Origin of the sequence: Thermanaeromonas toyohensis ToBE (genome assembly GCF_900176005.1) — a bacterium.
In the GTDB taxonomy this organism is placed as follows: Bacteria; Bacillota; DSM-521; order Neomoorellales; family Neomoorellaceae; genus Thermanaeromonas; species Thermanaeromonas toyohensis.
The window spans coordinates 1,313,936-1,337,969 of record NZ_LT838272.1 but is presented as its reverse complement, the minus strand read 5'-3'; the positions used below and the strand labels follow the sequence as shown (position 1 = coordinate 1,337,969).

The 24,034-nt window shown below is 48.9% G+C and carries 23 protein-coding genes, 1 pseudogene and 1 riboswitch; of the genes and pseudogenes, 5 read left to right on the top strand and 19 right to left on the bottom strand.

The window, feature by feature from the left end:
- Positions 1 to 57: 57 nt before the first annotated feature.
- Together B9A14_RS06630 and B9A14_RS06625 are read right to left on the bottom strand one after the other, a co-directional pair.
- Positions 58 to 960 carry a copper amine oxidase N-terminal domain-containing protein gene (locus B9A14_RS06630; RefSeq protein ID WP_084664947.1) on the bottom strand — a complete coding sequence of 301 codons (903 nt, stop codon included), beginning with the start codon at positions 958 to 960 and terminating at the stop codon, positions 58 to 60.
- Positions 961 to 1,068: 108 nt separating this feature from the next.
- Positions 1,069 to 1,641 carry a hypothetical protein gene (locus B9A14_RS06625; protein ID WP_084664946.1) on the bottom strand — a complete coding sequence of 191 codons (573 nt, stop codon included), beginning with the start codon at positions 1,639 to 1,641 and terminating at the stop codon, positions 1,069 to 1,071.
- A gap of 200 nt (positions 1,642 to 1,841) precedes the next feature.
- Here B9A14_RS06625 and B9A14_RS06620 point away from each other — a divergent pair, with 200 nt between their 5' ends.
- Positions 1,842 to 2,879 (top strand): beta family protein, encoded by a 1,038-nt coding sequence (locus B9A14_RS06620; RefSeq protein WP_084664945.1) that lies wholly within the window; start codon positions 1,842 to 1,844, stop codon positions 2,877 to 2,879.
- On the opposite strand, the gene B9A14_RS06615 is transcribed toward B9A14_RS06620, so the two are convergent.
- The 8 genes and pseudogenes from B9A14_RS06615 to B9A14_RS06585 form a co-directional block, all read right to left on the bottom strand.
- Entirely contained in the window at positions 2,836 to 3,477 is a 642-nt protein-coding gene (locus B9A14_RS06615; protein WP_084664944.1) for a sce7726 family protein, read from the bottom strand. The genes B9A14_RS06620 and B9A14_RS06615 overlap by 44 nt on opposite strands.
- Before the next feature lie 113 nt (positions 3,478 to 3,590).
- On the bottom strand, positions 3,591 to 4,064 hold the full coding sequence (locus tag B9A14_RS06610) for a TadE/TadG family type IV pilus assembly protein (RefSeq protein WP_172839058.1): 474 nt from the start codon (positions 4,062 to 4,064) through the stop codon (positions 3,591 to 3,593).
- 61 nt (positions 4,065 to 4,125) lie between these two features.
- Entirely contained in the window at positions 4,126 to 4,293 is a 168-nt protein-coding gene (locus B9A14_RS16970; RefSeq protein WP_157109798.1) for a Flp family type IVb pilin, read from the bottom strand.
- A gap of 13 nt (positions 4,294 to 4,306) precedes the next feature.
- A complete protein-coding gene (locus B9A14_RS06605; RefSeq protein WP_084664942.1) occupies positions 4,307 to 4,507 on the bottom strand; it encodes a hypothetical protein in 201 nt (66 codons plus the stop codon).
- 155 nt (positions 4,508 to 4,662) lie between these two features.
- Positions 4,663 to 5,004: pseudogene (locus tag B9A14_RS06600) on the bottom strand (ClpP family protease); the annotation flags it as partial.
- Between the two features lie 481 nt (positions 5,005 to 5,485).
- Positions 5,486 to 6,766 (bottom strand): hypothetical protein, encoded by a 1,281-nt coding sequence (locus tag B9A14_RS06595; RefSeq protein WP_084664941.1) that lies wholly within the window; start codon positions 6,764 to 6,766, stop codon positions 5,486 to 5,488.
- Between the two features lie 31 nt (positions 6,767 to 6,797).
- Positions 6,798 to 7,898 (bottom strand): DUF917 domain-containing protein, encoded by a 1,101-nt coding sequence (locus tag B9A14_RS06590; RefSeq protein ID WP_084664940.1) that lies wholly within the window; start codon positions 7,896 to 7,898, stop codon positions 6,798 to 6,800.
- A 12-nt stretch (positions 7,899 to 7,910) separates the two neighbouring features.
- Positions 7,911 to 9,542 (bottom strand): sigma-54 interaction domain-containing protein, encoded by a 1,632-nt coding sequence (locus B9A14_RS06585; protein WP_197686573.1) that lies wholly within the window; start codon positions 9,540 to 9,542, stop codon positions 7,911 to 7,913.
- A gap of 297 nt (positions 9,543 to 9,839) precedes the next feature.
- On the opposite strand from B9A14_RS06585, the gene B9A14_RS06580 reads away from it, so the two are divergent.
- The 4 genes from B9A14_RS06580 (at position 9,840) to B9A14_RS06565 (ending at position 14,896) form a co-directional block, all read left to right on the top strand.
- Positions 9,840 to 11,156, top strand: a complete 1,317-nt coding sequence (locus tag B9A14_RS06580; protein WP_157109797.1) for a purine-cytosine permease family protein — start codon at positions 9,840 to 9,842, stop codon at positions 11,154 to 11,156.
- Between the two features lie 13 nt (positions 11,157 to 11,169).
- Entirely contained in the window at positions 11,170 to 12,264 is a 1,095-nt protein-coding gene (locus B9A14_RS06575) for an S-methyl thiohydantoin desulfurase family protein (RefSeq protein WP_084664939.1), read from the top strand.
- Positions 12,261 to 13,817, top strand: coding sequence for a hydantoinase/oxoprolinase N-terminal domain-containing protein (locus B9A14_RS06570; protein ID WP_084664938.1), 1,557 nt, complete (start codon positions 12,261 to 12,263; stop codon positions 13,815 to 13,817). Before B9A14_RS06575 ends, B9A14_RS06570 begins: the two co-directional genes overlap by 4 nt.
- A 134-nt stretch (positions 13,818 to 13,951) precedes the next feature.
- On the top strand, positions 13,952 to 14,896 hold the full coding sequence (locus B9A14_RS06565) for an SPL family radical SAM protein (RefSeq protein WP_084664937.1): 945 nt from the start codon (positions 13,952 to 13,954) through the stop codon (positions 14,894 to 14,896).
- A 69-nt stretch (positions 14,897 to 14,965) separates the two neighbouring features.
- Here B9A14_RS06565 and B9A14_RS17540 read toward each other — a convergent pair whose 3' ends face one another.
- The 9 genes from B9A14_RS17540 to B9A14_RS06520 all read right to left on the bottom strand — a co-directional run bounded on the left by B9A14_RS17540 (position 14,966) and on the right by B9A14_RS06520 (position 24,034).
- Entirely contained in the window at positions 14,966 to 15,373 is a 408-nt protein-coding gene (locus B9A14_RS17540) for a lytic transglycosylase domain-containing protein (RefSeq protein WP_157109796.1), read from the bottom strand.
- 286 nt (positions 15,374 to 15,659) lie between these two features.
- A complete protein-coding gene (locus tag B9A14_RS06555) occupies positions 15,660 to 17,324 on the bottom strand; it encodes a ribonuclease J (RefSeq protein WP_084664935.1) in 1,665 nt (554 codons plus the stop codon).
- Between the two features lie 223 nt (positions 17,325 to 17,547).
- Entirely contained in the window at positions 17,548 to 18,432 is an 885-nt protein-coding gene (gene dapA, locus B9A14_RS06550; protein ID WP_084664934.1) for a 4-hydroxy-tetrahydrodipicolinate synthase, read from the bottom strand.
- Positions 18,433 to 18,473: 41 nt separating this feature from the next.
- Positions 18,474 to 19,679: an aspartate kinase gene (dapG, locus tag B9A14_RS06545; RefSeq protein WP_084664933.1), complete on the bottom strand. Its 1,206-nt coding sequence runs from the start codon at positions 19,677 to 19,679 to the stop codon at positions 18,474 to 18,476.
- 106 nt (positions 19,680 to 19,785) lie between these two features.
- Entirely contained in the window at positions 19,786 to 20,796 is a 1,011-nt protein-coding gene (locus B9A14_RS06540; RefSeq protein ID WP_084664932.1) for an aspartate-semialdehyde dehydrogenase, read from the bottom strand.
- A 24-nt stretch (positions 20,797 to 20,820) separates the two neighbouring features.
- A complete protein-coding gene (locus B9A14_RS06535) occupies positions 20,821 to 21,420 on the bottom strand; it encodes a dipicolinate synthase subunit B (RefSeq protein WP_084664931.1) in 600 nt (199 codons plus the stop codon).
- 24 nt (positions 21,421 to 21,444) lie between these two features.
- Positions 21,445 to 22,338, bottom strand: a complete 894-nt coding sequence (dpsA, locus tag B9A14_RS06530) for a dipicolinate synthase subunit DpsA (RefSeq protein ID WP_084664930.1) — start codon at positions 22,336 to 22,338, stop codon at positions 21,445 to 21,447.
- An 80-nt stretch (positions 22,339 to 22,418) separates the two neighbouring features.
- A complete protein-coding gene (gene dapB, locus B9A14_RS06525; protein WP_084664929.1) occupies positions 22,419 to 23,279 on the bottom strand; it encodes a 4-hydroxy-tetrahydrodipicolinate reductase in 861 nt (286 codons plus the stop codon).
- Between the two features lie 79 nt (positions 23,280 to 23,358).
- Positions 23,359 to 23,534: riboswitch (Lysine riboswitch) on the bottom strand.
- Between the two features lie 257 nt (positions 23,535 to 23,791).
- Complete coding sequence (locus tag B9A14_RS06520) at positions 23,792 to 24,034, bottom strand: YlmC/YmxH family sporulation protein (protein WP_084664928.1); 243 nt, start codon at positions 24,032 to 24,034, stop codon at positions 23,792 to 23,794.

Below are 24,034 nucleotides of genomic sequence, written 5' to 3'. Positions count from 1 at the left end.
AACATCACCTCCAAAAAAGAAAAACCCCGGCACGGCCGGGGCTACAAAGTTCTCCCTTTATCTTTGGGAGATAATTATGTTTATCCGATCGTATGGCGCACCATCTACATATACACGATAATAATTCTCTGTGGTATAGAAGTCCTTACCCTCCAGGTCATAATTTCTATTTTTCTTCTGCTCGAAATACTCCGCTACCTGCCTGGCAAAATCCTTTCCAAACTTACTGGCCAAGATTGTCTCCGCCTGCTTGTACCCTTCCTCGGTGCCGCCGTCGTTTAACGGCAATATACGAATTTCTAATTCGAGCTTGCCACCATAGCGCGGAACTATACTTATTCCAGCATGTGTCTTAAACAAATACTTCGGCATCACAGAATCCCTATAAGCCAGTCTCCCATCTGGGTCCGGTATCTTATATCCCCTATCAATCCACACCCAATCCTTAAACAGTTCCACCGCCTTACCCACGTCGGGCTTGGGGTCACCTTTTGGCCAGAGATAAATTACCTGGTTCCCGTCATCCCAGCCCACTTCATAACCCAGGGCCTCCGCCACGTAGCGGGCGGGCAGGTAGACTCGGCCGTCTCTTAGTACCGGGGTAACATCCATTTCCCGGGGTTGCTCGCCCACGTACATGACCGTACCGCCAACAGCCAGGGTGATAGTTGCTTTATCGGTGATCAGGGTGACGGTATTGGCTGAAGGGCTCCAGGATACTTTATCGTCCGGCACGCCCAAGGCCCTGGCCAGGTAGCGCACGGGTATAAACGCCCGGCCCTGCTCGGTGAATGGTGCCGCATCGGTTTTCACGGGCATTACGTTATCAATCATGTACTCTGCCTTGCCCACCATGAAGGCGGCGCATTTGGTCTCGGCGGCCCGGGCTGTAGTTGCCCCGGCAAAAATAAGAAAAAAGACGGCAAACCAAAAGGCTGGAATAGATAGCTTGCGCTGCATAGTAATACCCTCCTTCTACTTAAAACTATCGCGGATGATCGATTTGTTAATCATCCTTCTTACCATTTTAGCCAGCGTTTTCCATACAATCAATCTCTGAGGTTGTTATCACCTTTGGGGAATTATCCTCGGCGCTACCGTAGAATGGACATATATGGTCACCACCTCCCCGTAATCCGGCCGCACCATCCTTATCCACGGCCCTATTTTTACCGGGAAACTGATGATGGCTGTAACTGAGGGCCTCACAATTGTCTCCCTGAAATCGCCGTACTGGTAACTAAAAGGTACCTCGTTGACCACACGGAAATACTCTACTCTCACCGGACCGTCGGCAATGGAACCAGGCAGGGGATTATTCCAGGCATCCAGCCGCAAATTTTCCCTCAAGCAGGAGTAAAACACCTCTCCCGCTTCCTGGGTCAAAATAACCACCCTGGGGTTTTCGGCATTGGAAAGGGCGGCCATATCCACCTGGGCGGCTGCGGCCTTAAGGGCAAGATTCAAGGCGTGCCTGGCATTGATCTTCACGGCGAAAAGGTAGCCTATATCCAAAACTAAAGCTGTAAGTGCCAGGGCTACCAGAGTAAAGAAGAGTGTAAATATGCCCGCCGAACCCCTGCTATCTTTTATCGCCTGGTAAAGTCTATTCTTACCTCGTTCCTGTAAAGCGAACAACATCCTTCGACTCCTTTCGCGTTTCTCTGGAGTTATACTATTCTTGAGTTAGCAATGCTCTTGGGTTCCGGTGTATCCCGTCCATAACGGAAACATTAAGCTCGTTAAGCGTATCTTTCCTAAAGTGGCCTAAAGCCCCGGGGAATGGTGGCTTTAGTGTATAGACATTTTGGTAAAATAAGACAAGCAGGGGGGTACATTCTATGTCAAAACTTTATGTTCCCATTCTTAAGTGGAAAGAAGGAGAACAGGTGGCGTTGCGTTGGTTGTCAGAAGAGGTTAAAAATAATATATGTCCTGTAATAAATGTTATGAAAGATACTAAACCAAATAGTTTCGCCAGTGAGGTTATAAAAAACTGGGGCGAAGGACGGGAGTTTTACCTTGATTTTCATCCGACATTTCCAGGCGAGTTGAATGATTTTATAGAAGCAGTATTAGCCGAACCTGAAAGCTCAAAGCTAGCTATAATACCTGTTATATCCGCAAGCAAACCACCAGAGTATTTTCAATTAATCCGTGAAAACACCCATGTATTTAACAATGGAATTGCTTTAAGGGTAGGTATTCAGGACCTCGAGAACACACATGCTTTTGAGGAAGGGTTATGTAAAGAGGCAGGGATGGATAAACAGTCTATAGATTTAATTGTGGATTTAGGAGGAATAGTACGATTACCTCAAGAGGTTATTAAATCGCTGGCTGCCTTTATATGCTTCGTACTTACACAAGTAAGGGCCTCTGAATTTAGAAATGTAATAGTGGCGGGGGCTTCTTTCCCCGAAAGCTTAAATGTCCCCCAAAACAAAGTGTCAATACTGCCAAGAAAAGAATGGATACTATGGAAAGAGGTTTATGACAAACATTCATATGCTATCTTCGGGGATTATGGGCCCGACGACCCCGAGGATCAGGAATACGAACACGGCATTACTATAATACCAACTATTAGATACACTTATGGAGATTCCTGGCATATTGTCCGAGGCATTCGAGATCCCAGAAACCCCTATGACTATACACAATTTCACGGCCTATCACAAACACTAATTAAAATGACCGAGATCTTCTGTGGTAAAGATTTTAGTTGGGGCGACATGAAGATTTATGAATGTGCTAACCGGGTATGTACTGGCTCCAGCAATTGTAACCATGGGAATATGAGAAGCTGGGTACCGATTAATACCAACCATCACCTCACGTACGTAACACATCAGGTCTCCATGCTTGTCTCTTCTTAAGGCAATCTCTAACATGGGCTTTGAGTTCTTCCAGAGAAATATTTTCTGCCACATAGGCCCAAAGCTTAGAACGTGTTAGTCTCTTTATTTCTTTACCCACATTGTGGCGCATAAGCAAATCCAGGAGCTCATCTCGCCAGAGAAACTGGGCCAAGGAAAAGGCATCAACATTGGTATTGCTTTCAGGTTGACGCATATCTGTTATAGCAATCTCACCTGAATTCATCCGGGTTGCTACCTTAATTCCCCACCAAGGGGGTATTAAGGTAGCAACTTCCTTTAAATGACTGGCGCCAGTAACGATAGTAATAGTATCAAATACCCGGTTATATATTTTAATTTGTCCTGGTAGTCTCTCCAGGGTGTCTCGGTCGCTCTTTATCTCATAGCCATGCAAAGCACCATTAACTAAAGCAATATCAATTCGAGCTTCACCTTGGCAAACCTTCAGCTCGTGTACGATCAACGTGCCTGGGTCTTTACCATATTTCTTTATGAGACTATTACAAATCTCTCGCCTGATTTCTCTGTCGCTAGTTGCCATAACGGCCTTCTCCGTTCCGGTAAAATGCTGCTTGCCGTTTATATTATAACTCATTATTATACCAGAGTACCCCCTCAAAGATTACATTAAATTTGCTGTCATATTAAAATCAGGAAACTGTTAAGTTTAAAATCAGGAAACTGCTAAGTGCAAGAAAGAGAATTCACTTATTCAAAAAACGCCTCGCTAGTGGTCACCGCCCTGGTCTTAAGGGTAAGTTGCTCCTCCTGGATAAGCCATTGCCCCAGGGCTCCCACTAGGAAAGTCTTAAACCTCACAGGATATACCACGCCTACGACTATTTCCTGCCCCCGCTGCACGTTCATACCGGCCGGTGTCCCCCAGATCACCATGGTATCACTGGAATAGTAGGGTGCCCCGGCCAGGAAATCTACACCCAGGTCCTTGCCGTTTACCGTCCACTGCTTAAGATAAGCTGCCGTCTCCTGCCTGATGGTTTCCGAAAACCTCCCCTCAGAGGAGGCCTTCGCTGCAGCGGAAGCAGTAGCATAGTTCACCACCGCCCAGTCGTACACCACAAAGCCCATCTCGATAAGGAGGAAAAACAGTATTAAGAAAAGTGGCAGCACCAGGAGGGCTTCTATAAGGCTGTTCCCGCGCTCGTCTTTAAGAAACCGCAAAACCACTAGCACCACCTCAAAAGATAAGGCCGCCAGGGTATCTCCCAGCGACCTCCTAGAATCAGGGCGTGCCGATAGAATTTATCCGGGATGCCATCTCAGTGAATTTGGTACCTATGGCCGTAGCCAGGGTGACGAGAAAAGGCGAGATGGCGAGGACAAAAAGTATGATCCACAAGGCATTCTCAATGAAAGTGGAGCCGCGCTGGTCACGTAAGATTTTTTTCATCAGCCTCACGCCTTTACTGCCCTATATTGGGAACTACTACCGAGGAAATGGCATTCTGGATAGCTTCTAATTTGGGCTTTACGCCCTGGCTGGCCAGGGCATAGCCTGCACCAGCTACGAGCAGTACCACGACTATAATCCACAACCCGTTCTCAATAAAAGCTGAACCCCGCTGGTCGCGTAAAAAGTTCACCAGCTTTCTTATAAAACCCATGTTGCACCACCTACCTCCTTCCCTGGCACGCCCTAAAATAAAAAAGCGCAGGTAAGACCGCGCTTCGATGGCTCGCTCAGTGTGAGCTATGTTGTGATAAAATAAGCTTGGAGCCAGTATCGGGCAGTACAAAATAATGTTAGTTGCTACTTGGGTGCAATCGGCACCCCTATGGAATGGCCCCCGCCCAAAACTAACGAGACTACAGGCTTAGACATGCTTACGAGCATTTCAGCAATGGCCAGGCCTGCCTCTACATCCCCGCCCACCGTATTTAGCACCACCAACAACCCCTTTATATCTTTATCTTGCTCTACGGCCACCAACTGGGGAATAATGTGTTCATATTTAGTAGTTTTATTTTGCGGTGGTAAAACCAAATGTCCCTCAATTTGGCCTACGATAGGCAGGCAGTGTATCTCGCTTTTGGTTTCCGGTACGCTCATCTGCCCCAGCTCTTTAATATTCTCTAGTCGCTTCCCGGCCGACTTGGCCATGACTTGGCGCCTTGCAGGAACAGGTTCTCCAGAAGCCGCTTGGGGGTCACCGTGTCCGGATTTAAAATACCCATTATCCATCGCTGCGCCCTCCTATTTTCCCAGGTTTCCTTTACTTTTATTAGTATGGGGACAAAGGGCAAGGGAACATGTACAAGTTCACGGTTAGTGTCAACTCCAAGTGGGAAACTCCAGCTAGCCCTGTCATAGCGGCTGTGAAAAACTTAGCCGTTATCCCAAAAGGTTAACCGCGAAATTATGTTTAACAAAAAGGACCCAGAGCTACTCCGCTCCATCGCCGCTTTTACTCCGGTTTTTGAACAATTGTAATATAAAGTTAAATTTAACTAAGTAAGGGTAAGACTGGGGCTACCAGTTTAGCCTCAAGTAAAAGAAAACTCAGGCCGCGCTTAAGCTTTAAAGATTTTGAGCTTGGCCAACCGGAATACCCCTGCCACCTATTTTTTAGGACTTTTTAAACTTAAAACTTCCCCCAAACTTTTAGCCTTAGCCTGCAAGCATTTTGTGGTAGGTACCTAAGAGGTATTTCTTCAAATTGATGGCTGATTTCCTTAAGTTCCACGCCATCCTGCCTCAGTTGGCAAAAGGCCATATCCCAAAGCTCTTGCTTTTCCACCTGGATTTGACGGTAATCGGAAAAAAAGCAAACCTTCTCTATTTCCGCTCCGTAAAGAGCAACAAGCACCCCCGCTCCCTGTAAAGCAGGGCCTGCAGGTGGCAGCAAAACTGGGTACCGGAATACCCGGGGGATCTCGTTAGGCGGTGCAAAGCACACTATAGGAAGGGGACCTGGGAAGGGATTCAGAGCGTCAAGGGTTTCTTCCCATTTGTAGGGGCTCAGGTTTTCTTTACAATAAATTACGTAAGGATAGCTACCGGCAAGTTCTACTCCGTAAAAACTGGTAAGGCCCGTCGCTAATTTGGGTAAATAACGTTCTGTAATACTCAATCTTATCCCCTTTGTACCGGGAAGGACAACAAAGGTTTCCCCCTGGCGGAGCCACCAACTGCTCCCCAGCAAGTAAGATGAAAGGACAGCCTGCCAGGTCAGTAAGGGATAAGTAGTTGCCACGCGACAGCTAGTTAAAGTACCATCGCCTTTTAAAAAATAAACAGGAGCTGATATGCCAGAAGAAGCGAGCAAATTTTGTAGCCAGGACCAGAAAGATTTTACACTTTCCAAAAGAAAGGTATTAATCAAGAGCGCATTTTCCCTCAAGAGAAAGTTTAAAGCATTGTAAAGGTAGGAAGGATAAAAGGAAAACCTGCCCGGAAAAAGTTTTTCCGCTGCCTCTATTAGTTCCTGCTCGGGGCTGGGGTCTATGGGAGAAAAAGCGGAGTTCACAGCAATGCTTTTAACCGGTAGCTCCGCTAGATACGCCAGGGCTCTTTCCAGCTGAGAGCGATATCCAGGCTGGCCAGGTAAAGGCAACTGAAAGGTGTAGAGTTTTAAATTTTTTCTCTTGAGCAACTCACTTACTGGCACCAGTTCGAGGGGAGCAGAAGTTAGCCGGAAATACCCTAAAGCGTTTTCTGTCTTGAAGAGCAAACTCGTCAGGTCGGCTGCAACAAGCACCCTTTTGACATCCGCAGGAATTATCCCGTTATGGCAGAGGAAATTCTTAAGGTTTTGGGGATAGACCGCACTGGGACATTTTTCTTCTGCCAGCACAATCCCTTCCTGCCCAAAAAGCAGGGTTGATTCTTTCTCTTCAAAAATCAGGACAAGATTTCCTTGCACTATTTAACACCACGCCTGGTCTAGGAGTAGATTAATAGTAATACGAGAAATACAGCTTTTCTAACGGCTCGTATCCAGATTTATAGCCAAAACACTGGGGACCCACTACATTAAGGGCTTTTTTGGTTTTAAGATGCACAGGCGCCGGCATACCAATTACCGCTACTTCCATACCCAGAGTTACATCGTTATTATTTATGGGCTTTAGAGTCTCCATGTCTATAAGTGAAATCAAATCCGGTACCATCGCCGCCACCCGGTTGTTGCGGTAAGCAATAAGGTTTTCGTTCTGGATTAAGATTTTAAACTCCTCGTCAGCATAAGTACCGCTCCCCCTTAAGGTGATGGTACGCCACTTGAGAGTTTCTATTTTGCCTATATCTTGAACAAATCCAATAAAAAGCTCAATTGCGCTACCGTAAAGGGAGTTTTTGGTAACTAAAATCAGATTTTCCAATAGCTGAGAATAAGAACCGGGACTAATAAAGACCCGGCCCAGTTCAGCAGCAAAGGAGATAGTCCCAGGAATGAGAATCCGCCTGAGTACGCTACCTTTGGTCGGGAAGCCAGCGAAAAAACCAACCCCGCCTCCCTCTCCTACCACCTGGCGCGTGTTCAACTCCAACAAGAAATTGTCTTCTTCAGAAAAAATATGATCTTGACCGCGACTATCAATAAGGACCAGCGGGGTACCCGTAAGCTGGGCAAAGTGAAAAGTCGTCATTTGCAATTCAGGAAAGGCCCGGCCCATGGCATCGGCATCCACCAGGGGTAGCCCCGTGCGCCTGGCAACCAAAAGGGGGTACAAGATGTTCACACCTGCCCCTTCCACCGTTACCAGGGCCAAAAATTCTTCTCCTGTTAAGCTTTTAAGCTGGTCTAAAGCCCTAACGCCTTCGTGCCCGGTAGGAAGGTTCTCTTCTGCCAGTTCTGGCGAGCCCATTATAGCCACAGCAGCGTACATACCTTCCGGTTCCAAGTCTTCGAGCTGAATTAGCCTCACTGCGCCTTTGGCAGCTAATAGCTCCTGCAAAAGAAGAGCCATAACCTTAGTTCTTCCCCCTCCGCCGGATCCAAGAAAAATACCTCCATACAGAAGGGGTTGTATCCATTTTTCGTCTATGGTTTCCATTCTGGGCACCTCTTACAGCTTGTATTTTTTTAGCCACCGGTAAAGGGTCGCCAGGCTAATACCCAAATGCCTGGCCAACTCTTTCTTTCCTTCTACAGAATACCCGAAGCGTTCCAAAAGCTCGGCCAACTCCTCGCGTTTGACCCTGCCAGTACGTATATCTTTCCTTTCAGGCGAAGATTGAGGCTGGTAAAACCTCCGGATGGCCAAGGGCAAACTTTCCACTCCAATTTCTTCTTTATCCTCTACTGTTACAATATATTCCACGGTGTTTTCTAATTCCCTTATATTCCCCGGCCAGGGGTAAGCCTTCAAAAGCTGAAGGGCATCGTAGGTGAAGGTTTTAAACTCTTTGTTAAGAAGGACGCAATATTTTTTTACATAATAGTAAAGCAATAGCTCGATATCCTCCGGTCTTTCCCGCAGCGGGGGAATATATATGGGAATAACGCTTAACCGGTAGTACAGGTCCTCCCGGAACTGTCCGGTGGCAATCATTTCCTCTAAATTGCGATGGGTGGCAGCAATAATCCGGACATCAATGGGAACAGGCCTCGTTCCTCCTACCCTTTCAATCTTTTTCTCCTGAAGGACCCTCAACAGTTTAGCCTGGAGGGCTGGTGGCATGTCGCCAATCTCGTCCAAAAAGAGTGTACCCTTGTGCGCCAGCTCTATCTTGCCCGGCTTGCCTCCCCGGCGCGCGCCAGTAAAGGAGCCCTCTTCATAACCGAAAAGCTCGCTTTCTAACAGGTTCTCAGGAATGGCCGCACAGTTAATAGCTATAAAGGGGCCCTTTTTCCTCGGACTGTTCTCGTGAATAGCCCGGGCAAACATCTCTTTCCCCGTGCCACTTTCTCCCCGCAGCAGAATGGTGGAGTCAGTAAGTGCCACCTGCTGGGCGATAGATATAGCCTTGACGAGTTTGGGGTTCTTACCAATTATCTTCGGCAATCCGATGGGCTCGCGTGACTGGAAAACGCCGCTTTTAAACTCCCGCTTTTCCCGCCGGGTAAATACCGCTCCCCCGAGGTAATCGCGACCATAATAAAACGGCCGAAAGCGGAGAGGTAAAGAATTATTCAAAACCAGCTCCGTTTCTTTCTTATTCTGGAACAGTTTGTTTATGCCGGTCCCTTCCCTGAACTGCCTGTAAAGATTTAGTTCATTAGCAATTTCATTCTGATAAACCACTTCCCACCGCTCATCAAAAAGTATGAGCCCTTCCCCCAGCATTTGGCCACATAACTCCACCGTTTGACGGAAAAGCTCTCCCCAGGACCAGCTCTTTTCCTGTTCCAAGGCAGAAATCAGTAGGCTGGTTATATCCACCGCGAACTTAAGCCAGGAAGGATTATCAACAAAGGGTGTGGGTGCCGCAAATTGCCACCCAATACCCATTTCCTCATTCCAAAGTCGAAAGGGGACAAAGAATTCACAATGCCAGGTACAAAGCCGCTCGTCAGGACAGCCAGTACAAAGGGAGTGCCGGCCCCTGGTAATGGCTACAGGATGAGAAAAAGGAAGGAGTCTCTTAAGGTGGTCCAGAGAAGGAACTGGGACATTTAAGGGCGTGAAAACCCCGCGAATTTCTTTCGCGTCCCACCAGACCACCTGGCAATTGAATAACGAGGCAATGTTGTGCAAGAAAAAGTCTAATTTAAATCTCCCTTCCAACGTTCAACACCATGGTTCGCAGTATTTCGTATTACTATTCTATCTGTGTAATGTTGATAAAGCAAGATAATAAGTGAGAAATTAGTGATAAACTTCCTAGGTATAGCGAAATATATCGCATTTTTAACCTCTAAATTTCTTATTCTCAACTCAACCTGTCGCCCGGAATCCGTTATCCACCTCCTTTTCCGTAGATAAAATAGTCTGGCACGATTCTTGCTACGATATTTACGGTGTCTAGATTCTTTTTAGGGAGGTAGGACGGAAGTGCTCAAACAAAGTACTGACGATTTCGCTTTAAGCCGCATACCTTTAACTGCGCGGCGCCCCATGTGGGAAGTTTTTATGATTCGTTTCGGCGGAGTGGTCTGCTTACCCCTCCTCATGACCGGAGCCGTTCTGGGTTACGGCATGACGGTAAGGGACGCCATTCTGGCCACCATACTAGGTGTTGTAATATTGGAAATTGTAAGTTTCCTAGTGGGTGTAGCCGGGGCCCTGGAGGGAATGTCCACTAGCTTTCTTGCGAGGTGGACAGGCTTTGGGCAGCTTGGATCCAGCCTCATCGGCTTTATTATCGCCATTTCTTGTATAGGATGGTTTGGTATTCAAAATTCCATCTTCGCCAAGGGACTCATTGCAGCCCTGGGCAGTAAAATCAATTTCCAGCTAATGGCGCTCATAACCGGCCTGGGCATTACTATTATTGTAGTTTATGGCTACCGTATGCTTAGCTACACTGCCAACATCGCTGTCCCGGCCTTTTTGCTGGCCCTATTGTACGCTACTTATAAAATGATAGGGAATTTTAACATGGCAGAAATTCTGTCTTCCAGCCCGCCGGGACCGCCTTTAAGCATAGGCGTCGCGGCCACCATAGTAGCGGGCGGCTTCATGGTCGGTGCGATAGTAACACCCGATCTCAGCAGGTATAACCGGAACACCAAAGATGTTTTCTGGATGACTTTACTCAGCCTGCTATTAGGTGAAGTTTTAATAAACTTCTTAGGCGCCGCCATGTCCCACGCGGTAAAAAGCAGCGATATAGTTACTATCATGTATGATCTAGGGGGATGGCTGGCCGCCATTCTGGTCATTTTTTCCACGATTAAAATCAACGACCTTAACCTTTATGCCGCCTCCCTTGGGATAACTAACTTCCTCGATGCCGCCTTCGGTTTAAAAGTCAACCGCGGAACAGCAACTCTGGTGATCGGAGCTTTAGGCACAGTCCTTTCTATCTTAGGAATTCTAGACAGGTTTATGAGCTTTCTGGTTTTATTAGGAGTGGCCGTGCCCCCCGTGGGGGGAATTATGGTAGTGGACTATTTTATTCTTAAGCGATTCAGGAAAGAATTGGAGGAAAGCCGCCTGGAAAACAGTTTGCCAGCAGTTTCCGAACGTTTGAATCCTGTAGCGTTACTGGCCTGGCTGATAGGCTTCTTGGTAGGCTATTTCATAAAAAGCGGTATTCCGTCTCTAAATTCCTTAATCGGTGCTGGAATAGTGTACTGGATAGGGATGAAATTATATGCTGCGTTCAGCGGCCGGGAAACTGTTCGTTTCATAGATTCGAAAGCGTAAGGGGGAGCTCCAAATGACTAAGATCGACGCCCAGACCATTGAAGACATCGCCATAGGCGCCGCCCTCCTGGGGACGGGTGGGGGCGGCGACCCCTACCTGGGAAAACTTATGGCCCTGCAGGCCGTAAAGGAATGCGGCCCGGTGAGCCTTATAAGCCCCGACGAGGTGCCGGATGAGACAGTAGTAGTGCCCACCGCTATGATGGGGGCCCCTACTGTTTTGATTGAAAAAATACCCAACGGTGAAGAGATTATCCGGGCCTTTAATGGGCTGAAAAGCTACCTGGGCAAAGATATTTTTGCCACCATGCCCATCGAAGCAGGCGGGGTAAATTCCATGATCCCTATTGCTGTGGCCGCCCGTTTGGGAATACCCCTGGTAGATTGCGACGGTATGGGACGTGCCTTCCCCGAACTGCAGATGGTTACCTTTCACCTCTACGGGGTACCGGCTACTCCCATGGTAATGGCCGACGAAAAAGGAAATACCATTATTCTGGAAACCATCAACAATTTCTGGACCGAAAGCCTGGCCAGGAACGCCACCGTGGTTATGGGCGGCTCGGTAATGTTAAGCATTTATCCCATGACGGGAAAAATCCTTAAAGAGGCCGGCATAAAGAACATTGTGTCTTATTCTGCGAAAATAGGCAGGGTGATTAGAGAGGCCCGCCAGCGCGGGGAAAGCCCTGTTAAAGCCCTCCTTGAAGCCACCGGCGGTTTCGAGCTGTTCAAAGGTAAAGTAGTTGATGTTTTGCGGCGCACGGAAGGGGGCTTTGTCCGGGGCGAAGCTAAAATAGAGGGACTAGAGGAATATAAAGGCGAGGTGCTTAAGGTAAAGTTTCAAAATGAAAACCTGGTCGCCATAAGGGGAGACAGGATTGTGGCCAGCGTGCCCGACCTGATATGTATTGTCAACCTGGAAACGGCCATACCCATCACTACGGAAGGGCTGAAATATGGCCATCGCGTTTTTGTCCTGGGCATACCCTGCGATGAAAAATGGCGCACACCTAAAGGCCTGGAAACAGTAGGGCCCCGCTATTTCGGGTATGACCTAGATTATGTGCCCGTGGAAGTGCTGGCGCAAGGAGGAGAAAACCGATGAGTTACCGGCTTGGTATAGACGTAGGCGGTACCAACACGGACGCGGTAATTATCGATGAGAAGCTTAACCTCATAGCCAAAGTTAAAACCCCCACCACTAAAGACGTAACTACAGGAATTTATACAGCATTGAGCAGAGTTTTAAGCGAAGCAGGTATCAATAAAGATGAAATCGCTTACGCCATGCTGGGAACAACCCACTGCACCAATGCGATAGTCGAGCGCAAACGCCTCTGCCGCGTGGGAATCTTGCGCATTGGGAAACCAGCTACTAGGGCTATAGCTCCCATGGCTGCCTGGCCACCTGATTTAGTTAAAGCTATTGGCGAAGAGTATTACCTGGTAAGCGGCGGCCATGAGTTTGATGGCCGCGAAATCGCGGCCTTTGACCCGGAGGAAGTAAGATCCGCGGCCCGCGCCTTCAAGGGTAAGGTTGATGCTGTAGCCATAACCTCGGTCTTTTCCCCCATATCCGCCGACCATGAAAAACGGGCAGCCGAGATTATAAGGAACGAACTGGGCGACATACCTATTTCTTTGTCCCATGAAATAGGTTCCATTGGGCTTCTCGAAAGGGAAAACGCCACAATTCTGAATGCAGCGCTAGCGGAGGTGGCCCGGACTACAGCCCGCGGTTTTAAGACCGCTCTGGAGCAGGAGGGAGTTAAAAACGCTCGCGTTTACCTGTGTCAAAATGACGGCACGCTCATGTCCATCGACTACGCTATGCGTTACCCCATTCTTACTATTGCCTGCGGGCCTACCAACAGCATCCGTGGAGCCTCCTTTTTGAGCGGGCAAAAGACAGCCATTGTTTTAGACGTGGGAGGCACCACCAGCGATATTGGGGTAATCGTCAACGGTTTCCCCAGGGAATCCTCAGTAGCCGTAGAGATAGGAGGTGTGCGCACCAACTTCCGCATGCCTGATTTGATTTCCATTGGGCTAGGCGGGGGAACGATTATACAAGAAGTAAATGGAGAGATACAGGTCGGTCCCCAGAGCGTGGGTTACCGGTTAACGGAGGAAGCCCTCGTTTTTGGTGGTAACGTACTGACAGCTACGGACATCGCCGTGAGATTGGGCCTGGCAGAGATTGGCGACCCTTCCCTGGTAAGCCATATAGACAAAAACTTTGCCCGGCGTTGCCTGCACAAGATGATGCAGCTTGTCAATGAGGCAATCGATAAAATGAAACTTTCAGCCGAGCCCTTACCCCTCATACTTGTTGGGGGCGGGAGCATCCTGGTTACAGATGAAGTAGAGGGAGTATCGGAGATAATTCGTCCCGCCCACTACGAGGTAGCCAATGCCCTGGGAGCGGCCATCGCCCAGGTGAGCGGTCAGGTGGAGCGGATATTTGCCTTAAGTGAAATAAGCCGCGAAGAGGCTCTAAAACAAGCCAAAGCCATGGCCTATGAAGAAGCGGTAAAGGCCGGGGCCGAGCCCTCTACAGTGCAAATTGTGGAAGTAGAGGATGTGCCGCTAGCTTACCTTCCCGGTAACGCGACGCGCATAAGGATTAAGGCGGCGGGGGATTTGAGGCACGTATAAATTATCAAAAGGGGGACCAGTTAGAAGAAAAAAAGTGGAGTGTGCAGGACCATCCGAGACATGGTAGCTGGGCAAGCAGGAGGTTTAAGCTGCTTGGTCGAAATCAACCAAAAACAACAAGCGAGGGCTTCTCCATGGTACTCCGCTTAATTAGACAACAGCGCAAGACGCCTGTACTTAAGGCGCCATCCTTCGGGTGCCTTAAAGGAATCCCGGTCATAAACGTAACAAGGGGATGCCCCCATTCCTGCGTGTACTGCTATGCCCGAGGATTCCCCGAAGCGCCGCTCCGGGGGGAAATACACCTGTATGTGAACCTTCCTGAACTCCTGGAGAAGGAACTTGGGAGGAGGAAGAGATTACCCCGGTGGGTCTCCTTTAGTACAGCCTCCGATCCTTTCCCGCCCATTGACGAAGTACTAAAGGTAAGCTACCAAGTAATGGAATTCCTCCTAAGGCGGGGCATCGGCATCTCCTTTCTCACCAAGGGAGTGATACCCCCCGATTTCGTGGAGCTCTTTGCCAGACACTGTGAGCTGGTCCGGGCACGGGTGGGCTTGGTTTCCCTGAATGATGAGTATCAAAAGCTTTTCGAACCTTTTGCCGCACCTCCCTTCCTAAGGCTAGCTAACATCCGCAACCTGACAGCCGCCGGGGTCAAAGTTAGCGTTAGGATGGACCCCCTCATCCCAGGGGTAGCTGATTCAGAGGGAGAGATAGAAAGCCTAGTCAAACGTCTCAAGGTATTAAAGGTTAAAGAGTTGTCTATAAGTGCACTAATCCTAAGGCCTTCCGTGGCCATGCAACTCGCTGAAGAGCTCCCTCTTTCCTTGTCCAGGAGCATCTTAAAGTATTACCAAGGCCAGCCTTGGCAAAAAGTTATCACCTCGGCTAGGACCAAGCTGCTTCCAGCTTCAGCACGTATAGTCCGCTACCAGATGATAAAGGAAATATCCGCCCGCTACGGGCTCGCCTGTCATATCTGTGGTTGCAAAAATCCCGACTTACCCTGGGAATCCTGTAACACGGGAGTGGAAAGTGCGAACGGGGATAAAGTTGAGCAACTTACTCTGTTTTAGCGTCCAATTACAGCCAAGCTATTCCATCGGTTTAGTAAATCCGGGAACAACTTTGTGGGGGCTAGAATTTTAGCTCCAGGTCTCAAACCCCTGGGCTATTCCCTTAACTTTTTTAATATATTCTTGCGTCTCCCGGTAGGGTGGGATACCTCCGTAACGCTGGACTGTGCCCGGACCTGCGTTATAAGCGGCCAAGGCCAGGTCTATATTTCCCTGGAAAAGATCTAACATTTGCCTTAGATAACGTGCTCCGGCCTCCAGGTTTTCCCGGGGATCAAAGGGGTTTTTAACTCCCAAAGCACGAGCAGTTTCCGGCATAAGCTGCATTAAGCCTAAGGCCCCGCTGGGTGATACGGCCTGTGGATTAAAATTAGACTCGGCCTTAACTACACCTTGCAACAGGTTTAAGGGTAGCTGGTATTGGCGGGCCACCTCCTCAAGGAGTTTACGGAGCTCTCCGGGTACCTCAGTCCTCATGGAAGAAGTTGAGGCTCCTCTTTTAGAGTGAAAAGGTGAAAGAGAGGGGTTCCCCTCAGGTAGGAGTGAAACAGATTGGCCCTTACCCTGGGAAGATATTAGCCTAGCTAATACCCGTAAAAAAAGCAGATTAAATAGCAGCCTACTGCACCCCTTGCTGGCCCGTTGCCGGACTGGAAACTCCATCCACGTAGAAGAGGCGGTCCAAAGACTCTCTATCTCCATAAGTTTCCCCCCTCCATAGGGCCTAGTTGCTCATAACCCTCCTCCTTAAAGTAAAAACTTCTTACACCTCCATTATTATCGGTAAAATCATAGGCCGCCTGCGGGTTTTCTCATAAAGGAATTTGCTCAAAGTATCCCGCACATTAGCCTTTATCGTAGACCAATCAGTAATTTTCCTCTCCTCGCACTTATCCAAAGCCTGCCGGACTTTAGCTTTAGCTTCCTCTATAAGCTCCTCCGCCTCCCGGACGTAGACAAAACCACGGGAAACAATATCCGGACCCGCCATAATGGCACCTGTGTCTTTATTTAAGGTAAGAACAACGATTAAAATGCCATCCTGGGCCAGCTGTTTTCGGTCCCTAAGGACAATGTTACCTACATCCCCTACACCTAGGCCATCCACCAATACCCGGCCAGCCGGTACGCGTCCAGCAATATAGCCCCTTTCCCGCGTAAACTCCAACACCTGCCCGTTCTCGATAACAAAAATATTTTCTGGAGGGATACCGAGTTCCTGGGCCAGGTTAGCGTGCTTAATGAGCATCCTATACTCGCCATGGATGGGTACGAAAAATTTAGGTTTCACTAAGCTTATCATAAGCTTTAGCTCTTCCTGGCTAGCATGTCCAGAAACATGGACTCCATCTACTGCTTCATGATAAACATCAGCTCCTTGTTTAAAGAGCTGGTCTACTATCCGCGCCACTAGCTTTTCATTACCGGGAATGGGGAGGGCAGAAATGATCACCGTATCCCCTGGCATAATCTCTACCTGACGATGCTCAGCCATGGCCATACGCGTTAAGGCCGACATGGGTTCTCCCTGGCTGCCGGTGGAAATAATCACGGTTTTGTTTTTGGGGAGGTGTACTATTTCATCTAGTTCCACCAGGATGCCTGGGGGTATAGTTAAATAACCTAGCTCGCAGGCGATATTTACCACATTCAACATACTCCGTCCAGCGATAGCCACCTTACGATTATACTTGTGCGCAATGGAGATCACCTGTTGAATACGATGAATATTGGAAGCAAAACTGGCAACAATGATCCGTTCTTTCGCCTTCCTGAATACCTCATCAAAGGTCTGGCCCACCGCACGTTCGGACATGGTAAAACCCGGACGTTCCACATTTGTACTATCTGATAGAAGTACCAATACTCCTTCCTCGCCGAGCTGGGCAAACTTATAAAAATCAAAAACCTCGCCGTCTATAGGAGTATGATCAATTTTAAAATCACCCGTATGAACAATAGTTCCCACCGGCGTATGAATAGCCAGACCCACAGAATCTGCTATTGAGTGGCTGACCCGGATGAATTCCACCTTGAAAGGGCCCAATTTTAAAATATCTCTAGGTTTGACCTGTTGTAACCTAAATCCGTTCACACCGTACTCCTTAAGTTTGGCCTGGAGCAAAGCCAAGGTGAGTTTCGTTCCGTAAACCGGGACATTGAGATCCTTCAAAACGTATGGTAAAGCCCCGATATGGTCTTCATGCCCATGGGTAACGATAATACCCTTAACCATATGCCGGTTTTCTAAAAGGTAACTAACATCAGGAATCACAACATCCACGCCGAACATTTCGTCTTCCGGGAAAATTAGGCCACAGTCGATTACTAAGATATGAGCACCGTACCGTATAAGCATCATGTTACGGCCTATTTCTCCCAAGCCACCTAATGGAATAATAGATACCCTTTGCCCGTTTTCTACCATTAATCCACCTCCACTTGGTCAGTAACTTAGAAAAACTAAGCTAGATAAAAAAGCCGACCTAGTAAAACCAACGCCCCTACCCCTGGTCCCTAAATATCAATAAAAAACCGGGCGTCTACCGCCGGCCCGGTTTTGTATTCACCGTTTACAACCAGCCATTAGTATTATAGCTTATTTAACGTCAGTCAGCAACGGCCACCCCTGTAGAGGGCTTCCCGTCAAGTTATAACACACCTACTGCCCTTAATGCAGCCGCAATTTTTTCCTTTTCAGCTTCTGTAGCTTCTACCAAAGGAAGCCGTACTGGCCCTGCAGGCAGGTTCATCATGTTCAGGGCTGCCTTAACCGGCACGGGGTTGGTGGTTAAAAATAAGGCCTTAAAAACAGGGAATAGTTCCTGATGAATAGCCGCGGCCCGAGCTGTATCCCCCTGGACATAAGCCTGAACCATGGTTTGCATTTTCTCCCCTACCACATGGGCAGCCACACTAACCACACCATAACCTCCTACAGCCAGTATAGGCAAGGTGGCAGAATCGTCCCCGCTATACACAAGGAAACCCTCTGGTGCCCCGCGTAGGATAGCAGTAACCTGATCTAGATCCCCACTCGACTCTTTTACAGCCACAATGTTATCAATTTGCGCTAGCTTAAGGGTGGTATCTGCTTCCATATTGCGACCAGTCCGGGAAGGTATGTTATAAAGCATTATGGGCAGGGAAGTAGCTTGGGCTATCGCCTTAAAGTGCTGGTATAGGCCTTCTTGGGAGGGACGGTTATAGTAAGGTACTACCAGGAGGAGCCCATCCACTCCTAACCTCTCCGCTTCCTTAGAAAGCTCAACGCTGGCTGCTGTAGAATTTCCTCCTGTACCTGCGATTACCTGAGCCTGTTCCCCCACCGCCTCCTTTACTGCAGCAAAAAGGGCTAATTTCTCATCATGGGTCAAAGTCGGTGATTCCCCGGTGGTCCCTGCCACCACCAAGCCGTCGCTCCCGTGTTCTACCAGGTATCTGGCCAGCTTCTTTGCTCCTTCTAGGTCCAGTTCTCCCGAAGGAGTAAAAGGTGTCACCATAGCTGTTAAAATCCGTCCCCATTTTACTGCCAAGGCTATCACCCCCGTTAAGTTTCTAACCCTTTAAAAAGTATTTAAGCGCTCAATTTAAACTGTCGATGCAGGGCCCGTACGGCCTTTTCCATATTCTCTTCCTCTACTAAGCACCAAATAGAGGTATAAGAATCTGCCGATTGTAATATGGTAATATTTTCTTGAGTTAAGGCATTAACGATGCTAGCCATTACGCCAGGAACACCACGCATCCCGGCACCCACAGCCGCTACCTTAGCGCACCCTGGCCGCGCGTGTACTTTAAACCCTTTCTTCTGCAGCAAAGAAACGGCCCGTTCGGCTACACCGTTATTCACTGTAAAAATAGCTTCCTCGGGGAAAAGGTTGATAAAGTCTACACTGATGTTGGCTTCGGCTAGGGTAGAAAAAACTTCCCGGGCCTCCCTTTCGCCGTCTAGTTTAACGCGCAATTGAGTGAGCCCTGCTACATTAGTTATGCCCGTGATAATACGGTCGCGGCTAATAGTTATACCGGTTGCTCCCGGCTGCCAGGGTACCACCAGGGTTCCGGGGCCATCACTGAAGGTCGAGCGGATCTTAAGTGGTATATTCTTTTCCCGGGCTATCTCTACCGCCCGGGGGTGGATTACTTTGGCCCCCTCGTAGGCGAGCTGGCATAATTCGTTGTAAGTAACCGTTTCTAAAGTCCGAGCTTCAGATACAATCCGGGGATCCGCTGTCTTCAGCCCATCTACATCTGTAAAAATCTCTACTGCCTCAGCTTCCAAGGCTACTCCAAGGGCAGCAGCGGTAGTGTCGCTCCCTCCTCGGCCTAAAGTGGTTATTTCCCCGCTTTCTGTCACCCCTTGAAACCCAGCTACCACAACTACCTGGTCCCGCTCTAACTCCTGACGTATCCGCCGGGGCTCCACCCGTATGATTCTGGCGTCTCCAAAGTTATCATCAGTTATGATACCCGCTTGGGCACCTGTTAAGCAGACAACTGGTACACCAGCCTCCCGTAAGGCACCAGCTAGTACCACTGTAGCTATAATCTCCCCGCAGGAAAGGAGGAGATCTTTATCCCTGGGACTTATATCTTGACCGGCCACCAGGTCCAGAAGGGTATCCGTGGCATAAGGGGCTCCACGTCTCCCCATAGCCGAAACCACTACCACTACCCGATAGCCCCCCTCCCGGGCCTTAAGAATATGCCGTACTACCAGACGGCGGTCTTCGGCCCGAGCCACTGAAGACCCGCCAAATTTCTGGACCAGAACCTTCAAGGAGGCTCACCTCCTTTTCCTCCCCATGTCCTAGCTCTCTTTAGTTTTCCACAATGTCTCCTTGGGAGGATCTAATGGTCTCCGGTCGACCGGCTGGTCGTCTCTCCTATAGCAATCCTTCCTTGAGCAACAGTTCAGCAATCTGTACCGCGTTGGTGGCTGCCCCTTTTCGGAGATTATCAGCCACAATCCATAAGTTCAACCCATGCTCCAAGGAAATGTCTTCCCGGATGCGGCCCACAAAAACTTCATCCCGCCCCGAAGCCATAATAGGTAGAGGGTAAACTTTTTCTTGGGGATCATCTACTACTATCACTCCGGGCGCCCGACGCAAGATCTCCCGTGCTTCATCGGCTGTTAATTTTCTTTCCGTTTCGATGTTCACTGCTTCCGAATGGCCATTAAAGACCGGGACCCGCACTGTAGTAGCCGTAACTCGTATAGTCTCATCACCCATTATTTTCTTAGTCTCGTTAACCATCTTCATTTCTTCCTTGGTATACCCATTATCTAAAAAAACGTCTATATGAGGCAAGCAGTTAAAGGCGATCTGGTGGGGGAAGACCTTCCCCTCCCCTGCTTCTTCTCCGCTAAGTATTCGTATTGATTGTTCCCGTAACTCCTCGATAGCTTCTTGTCCGGCCCCCGATACTGCCTGGTAGGTAGCTACTACCACCCTCTTGATACGGGCTACATCATGTAAAGGTTTTAAAGCAACCACCATCTGGATGGTGGAACAATTGGGATTAGCTATGATGCCCTTATGCCAGCGCACATCCTGGGGGTTGACTTCCGGGACTACCAAGGGAACATCGGGATCCATACGGAAGGTGCTACTGTTATCGATGACTACTGCGCCCCGGGCTACCGCCTCCCGGGCGAAAAGTTTGCTCGCTTCACCTCCGGCAAAAAGGGCTAAATGAATATCTTTAAAGGATTCCGGGGTAGTTTCCTCAATAACATGATCCTCTCCTTTAAACTTCACTGTTTTACCAGCTGAACGGCTGGTGGCCAATACCTTGAGTTTGCCTACAGGGAAATTCCTTTCTGCTAGCACCTGTAACATTGTTTGGCCTACTGCTCCTGTCCCCACTACAGCCACATTTAACTGGCGCATATTTTTTAGGTATCCCTCCTATATCTATCCACTACCTCCCCCCGGGCCCAGAAGAACTGGCTGGAGTTGCCTCCCACCCAGGGCAGCTAAGGTGGTCTCTAAAATAAGATTCATATCAGCTATTAAAGAATTAGCTTTGTTATAAGGGTCATCCTGCCCGAAGGGAACCAAATATATATTTTTAGCGTTTAAAAGTAATCCTAAGTTTTTAGCATTCGCTCCTAAGCCGTCATTGGTAGAGATGGCAATGATTACAGGCCGCTGGTTACGTAACACAGCTTTAGCAGCCATAAGAACCGGCGTATCAGTTATCCCGTTGGCCAATTTAGCCAAGGTGTTCCCGCTACAAGGTGCAATAATTAGGGCATCTAAAAGCTTCTGGGGACCGATGGGTTCGGCCTCCACGATGGTAGTTATCGCTTGGTGACCGGTGAGGGTTTCTAACTGGGCCTGCCAAGAAGCTCCAGGGCCGAAACGTGTATCGGTGTCCTTAACCGCCGGTGAGAGAATGGGATAAACTTCAGCCCCCTCATCCATAAGTTTTTTAATCTGGGGCAAAACCTTAGATATAGTACAATGGGAGCCTGTCACAGCAAACCCTATCTTTTTATCTTTAAGCCTCATGTTTTAAGCACCTCCGGATAGGGTTTACGGTCGTTCCAGGCTCTCCAATATCAGGCGGGGATATAAGCGGGCAAGGATTTCACCGGCTGTTCTAGGGGCTACTTTACCTGGTAGTCCCGGGGCTAGCATGGCTTTCCTGCCTAGTTTCTGTGCTGCTACGAAGTCAGTACCACCAGGTGCAGCAGCGAGATCTATAATTAAGCATTCCGGTGAGGTATGGCTTAAAACTGTAGCTGTAAGGACTAAGGCGGGCACTGTATTGAAAATGACCTGAGCCTGGCTTATATAATGAGCTAGCTCTTCAAACGAAATGGCTCGCCAGCCCAGGGCCATAGCTCGAGCCCGGTCGGCCGCCCCCCGGTCTACCACCGTTACCCTGGCCCCTATCCCGGCTAACATATAAGCTAGGGTCAAACCGGTACGCCCTAAACCGAGGACAAAGGCCTGGCTCCCATGTAAGGTAATAGGCATCTCCTGCATAGCCAGCATAATAGCGCCCTCGGCCGTAGGAACTGAGTTCAAAATGGCCATTTCGTCCATTTCGGCTGTTTCTATTAACCGCCAGCCGTATCGTGTGGCCACTTGCTTAAGGATTGGCCGGGCTACTCCCACCAATACCGGGGTACCGGCGGCCACCTCCTTCACCCATTTCTCTTCTAAATGGAAGGTCTGGCCCGTTAAAACAGCGTGTATATTCCCTTGGGTATCAGCCCCTGGTACAGGAAGTATAAGAACGTGCGTTCCCCGGACAACCTCAGCAGGATCCTTAGTCAAAATACAGCCGTGCGTCTCTGGGGATGGCGGGAAACCCGCTACCTTGACTTCCGCACCTAAGCGGACTAGCTCCCTGATGAGCACTAGCTCCCGGGCATCCCCACCGATAAGTCCTACCCGGACCCCCGCCAGCTTTTGGTCCACGCTGGAACGACCTCCTGCTCTAATTGCCTTCTCGCTACTGTAATATATGTGCTGGCGGGATCGGAGGTGCTTGAAGATACTTACAGCTCCAGAAGTTTGTCTAAGCCATAGACCACCCCCCTTAACTTTAAGACCTTCTCGATAGCTAGTAACAGACCAGGGAGGAAAGCCTCCCGGCTAGTGGTATCATGTCGGATGGTTAACAGCTGGCCCTGTCCCCCAAAAATGACTTCCTGGTGGGCTATCGCCCCCGGTAACCTAAGGCTATGGATGGGAAAGCCCTGGTATTCACCCCCTCGTACCCCCTTAATTTTTTCTTCTTTTTTCCCTTGCCCGTGATCCGGCCTTGTATCTTTAGCGAAGGTAGATTCGAGCTCGGCCCTCACCTCCGCCATAAGTTCAGCAGTTTTTAGAGCTGTCCCTGAAGGGGCATCCAACTTCTGTTCATGGTGTATTTCAATTATTTCTACATGGGGAAAATAGCGCGCCGCCTGACGTGCAAAATGCATCATTAATACAGCGCCAAGGGAAAAATTAGGAGCTACTACTGCACCGATACCTCTTTCTTCACATAGGATATGTAACTCCTCTAAATCCCCCCCGGCTAGGCCAGTAGTCCCAATTACCGGGCATACACCACGGAGGACCGCCTGCTTAGCGTTTTCTAAAGCTGCCGATGCCACAGTAAAATCAACGAGGACCTGTGGTCTAGTCCGGTCTAAAACTCCTGCTAAATCTTTACTTATAGTAACTCCTACGGGGGGAAAACCATTCAGGACACCTATATCAGTACCCACCTGGACCAGATCAACAGCTCCTACCACCTCTGTCTTAGGGGACTTTAGCAACCCTTTAGTCATTTCTCGCCCCATCTTCCCAGCCGCACCAGTAATTACAACCTTAATCTTTTCTGTCAAATTTGTTCCACCTCTCTTCTTCATTTAAAAAAACAGGGGAAACCATGAGCATTCTTGCTCCGGCTTCCCCCGGATAAACAAAGAATACTCATCTCGAGGCCATCGTGCGAGGAGCGCTCCACTATCCCCGGGATAGTGACAGTCTAGTGCTTATTCAGCACCAGCCCAGCAGGTAAGCCTGGGTAGCCTACCTACTTCGGCGGCTAGCCCTTTCCCGTACCCTCCTCGCTTCCCAACTCCGGTACAGTACTCTTGCTACGCCGCGCCTCTACCCCGCTCCGCACGAGATGAGGTTAAGTTTCTCCTTTTCCTATTTCGTTAATTATGCTAACATAAGAAGATAACCCTGTCAACGCCTCCGACCCTGGATTAATCCCCAGTTTCAGTTCCTGGCCTGCTTGGTCTTCGCTTGCCCCAAAGTCTTTCGCGGATAGAGCTTTGCTCGGCTGCTGCCGCTTGGGTTTAGTTGTTTTGCTTTAAGCCCGACTAGGCTTCTACTTTAGCTGGCCGCAACTTCTTGCCCTCGAGCTCCCCTTTCAAGGTGGTCCCAAATCTATAGTGATCACTTCGCTCCCTACTTTATGCACGGCCTCCCAAGGTATCACCAGTTCTTGCCTTCTTCCCCATATGGATAGGAGGCCTCTAGAGCCCGGCAAAACCAGGGCCTCTATTTCGCCTGTTTCTACATTAATTATAAGATCACCTTCTCCTAAGGTCCCCAGCCGGGAACCATCATATATGTTAATAATTTCTTTCCCCTTCAACTCCATAAGGCGCAT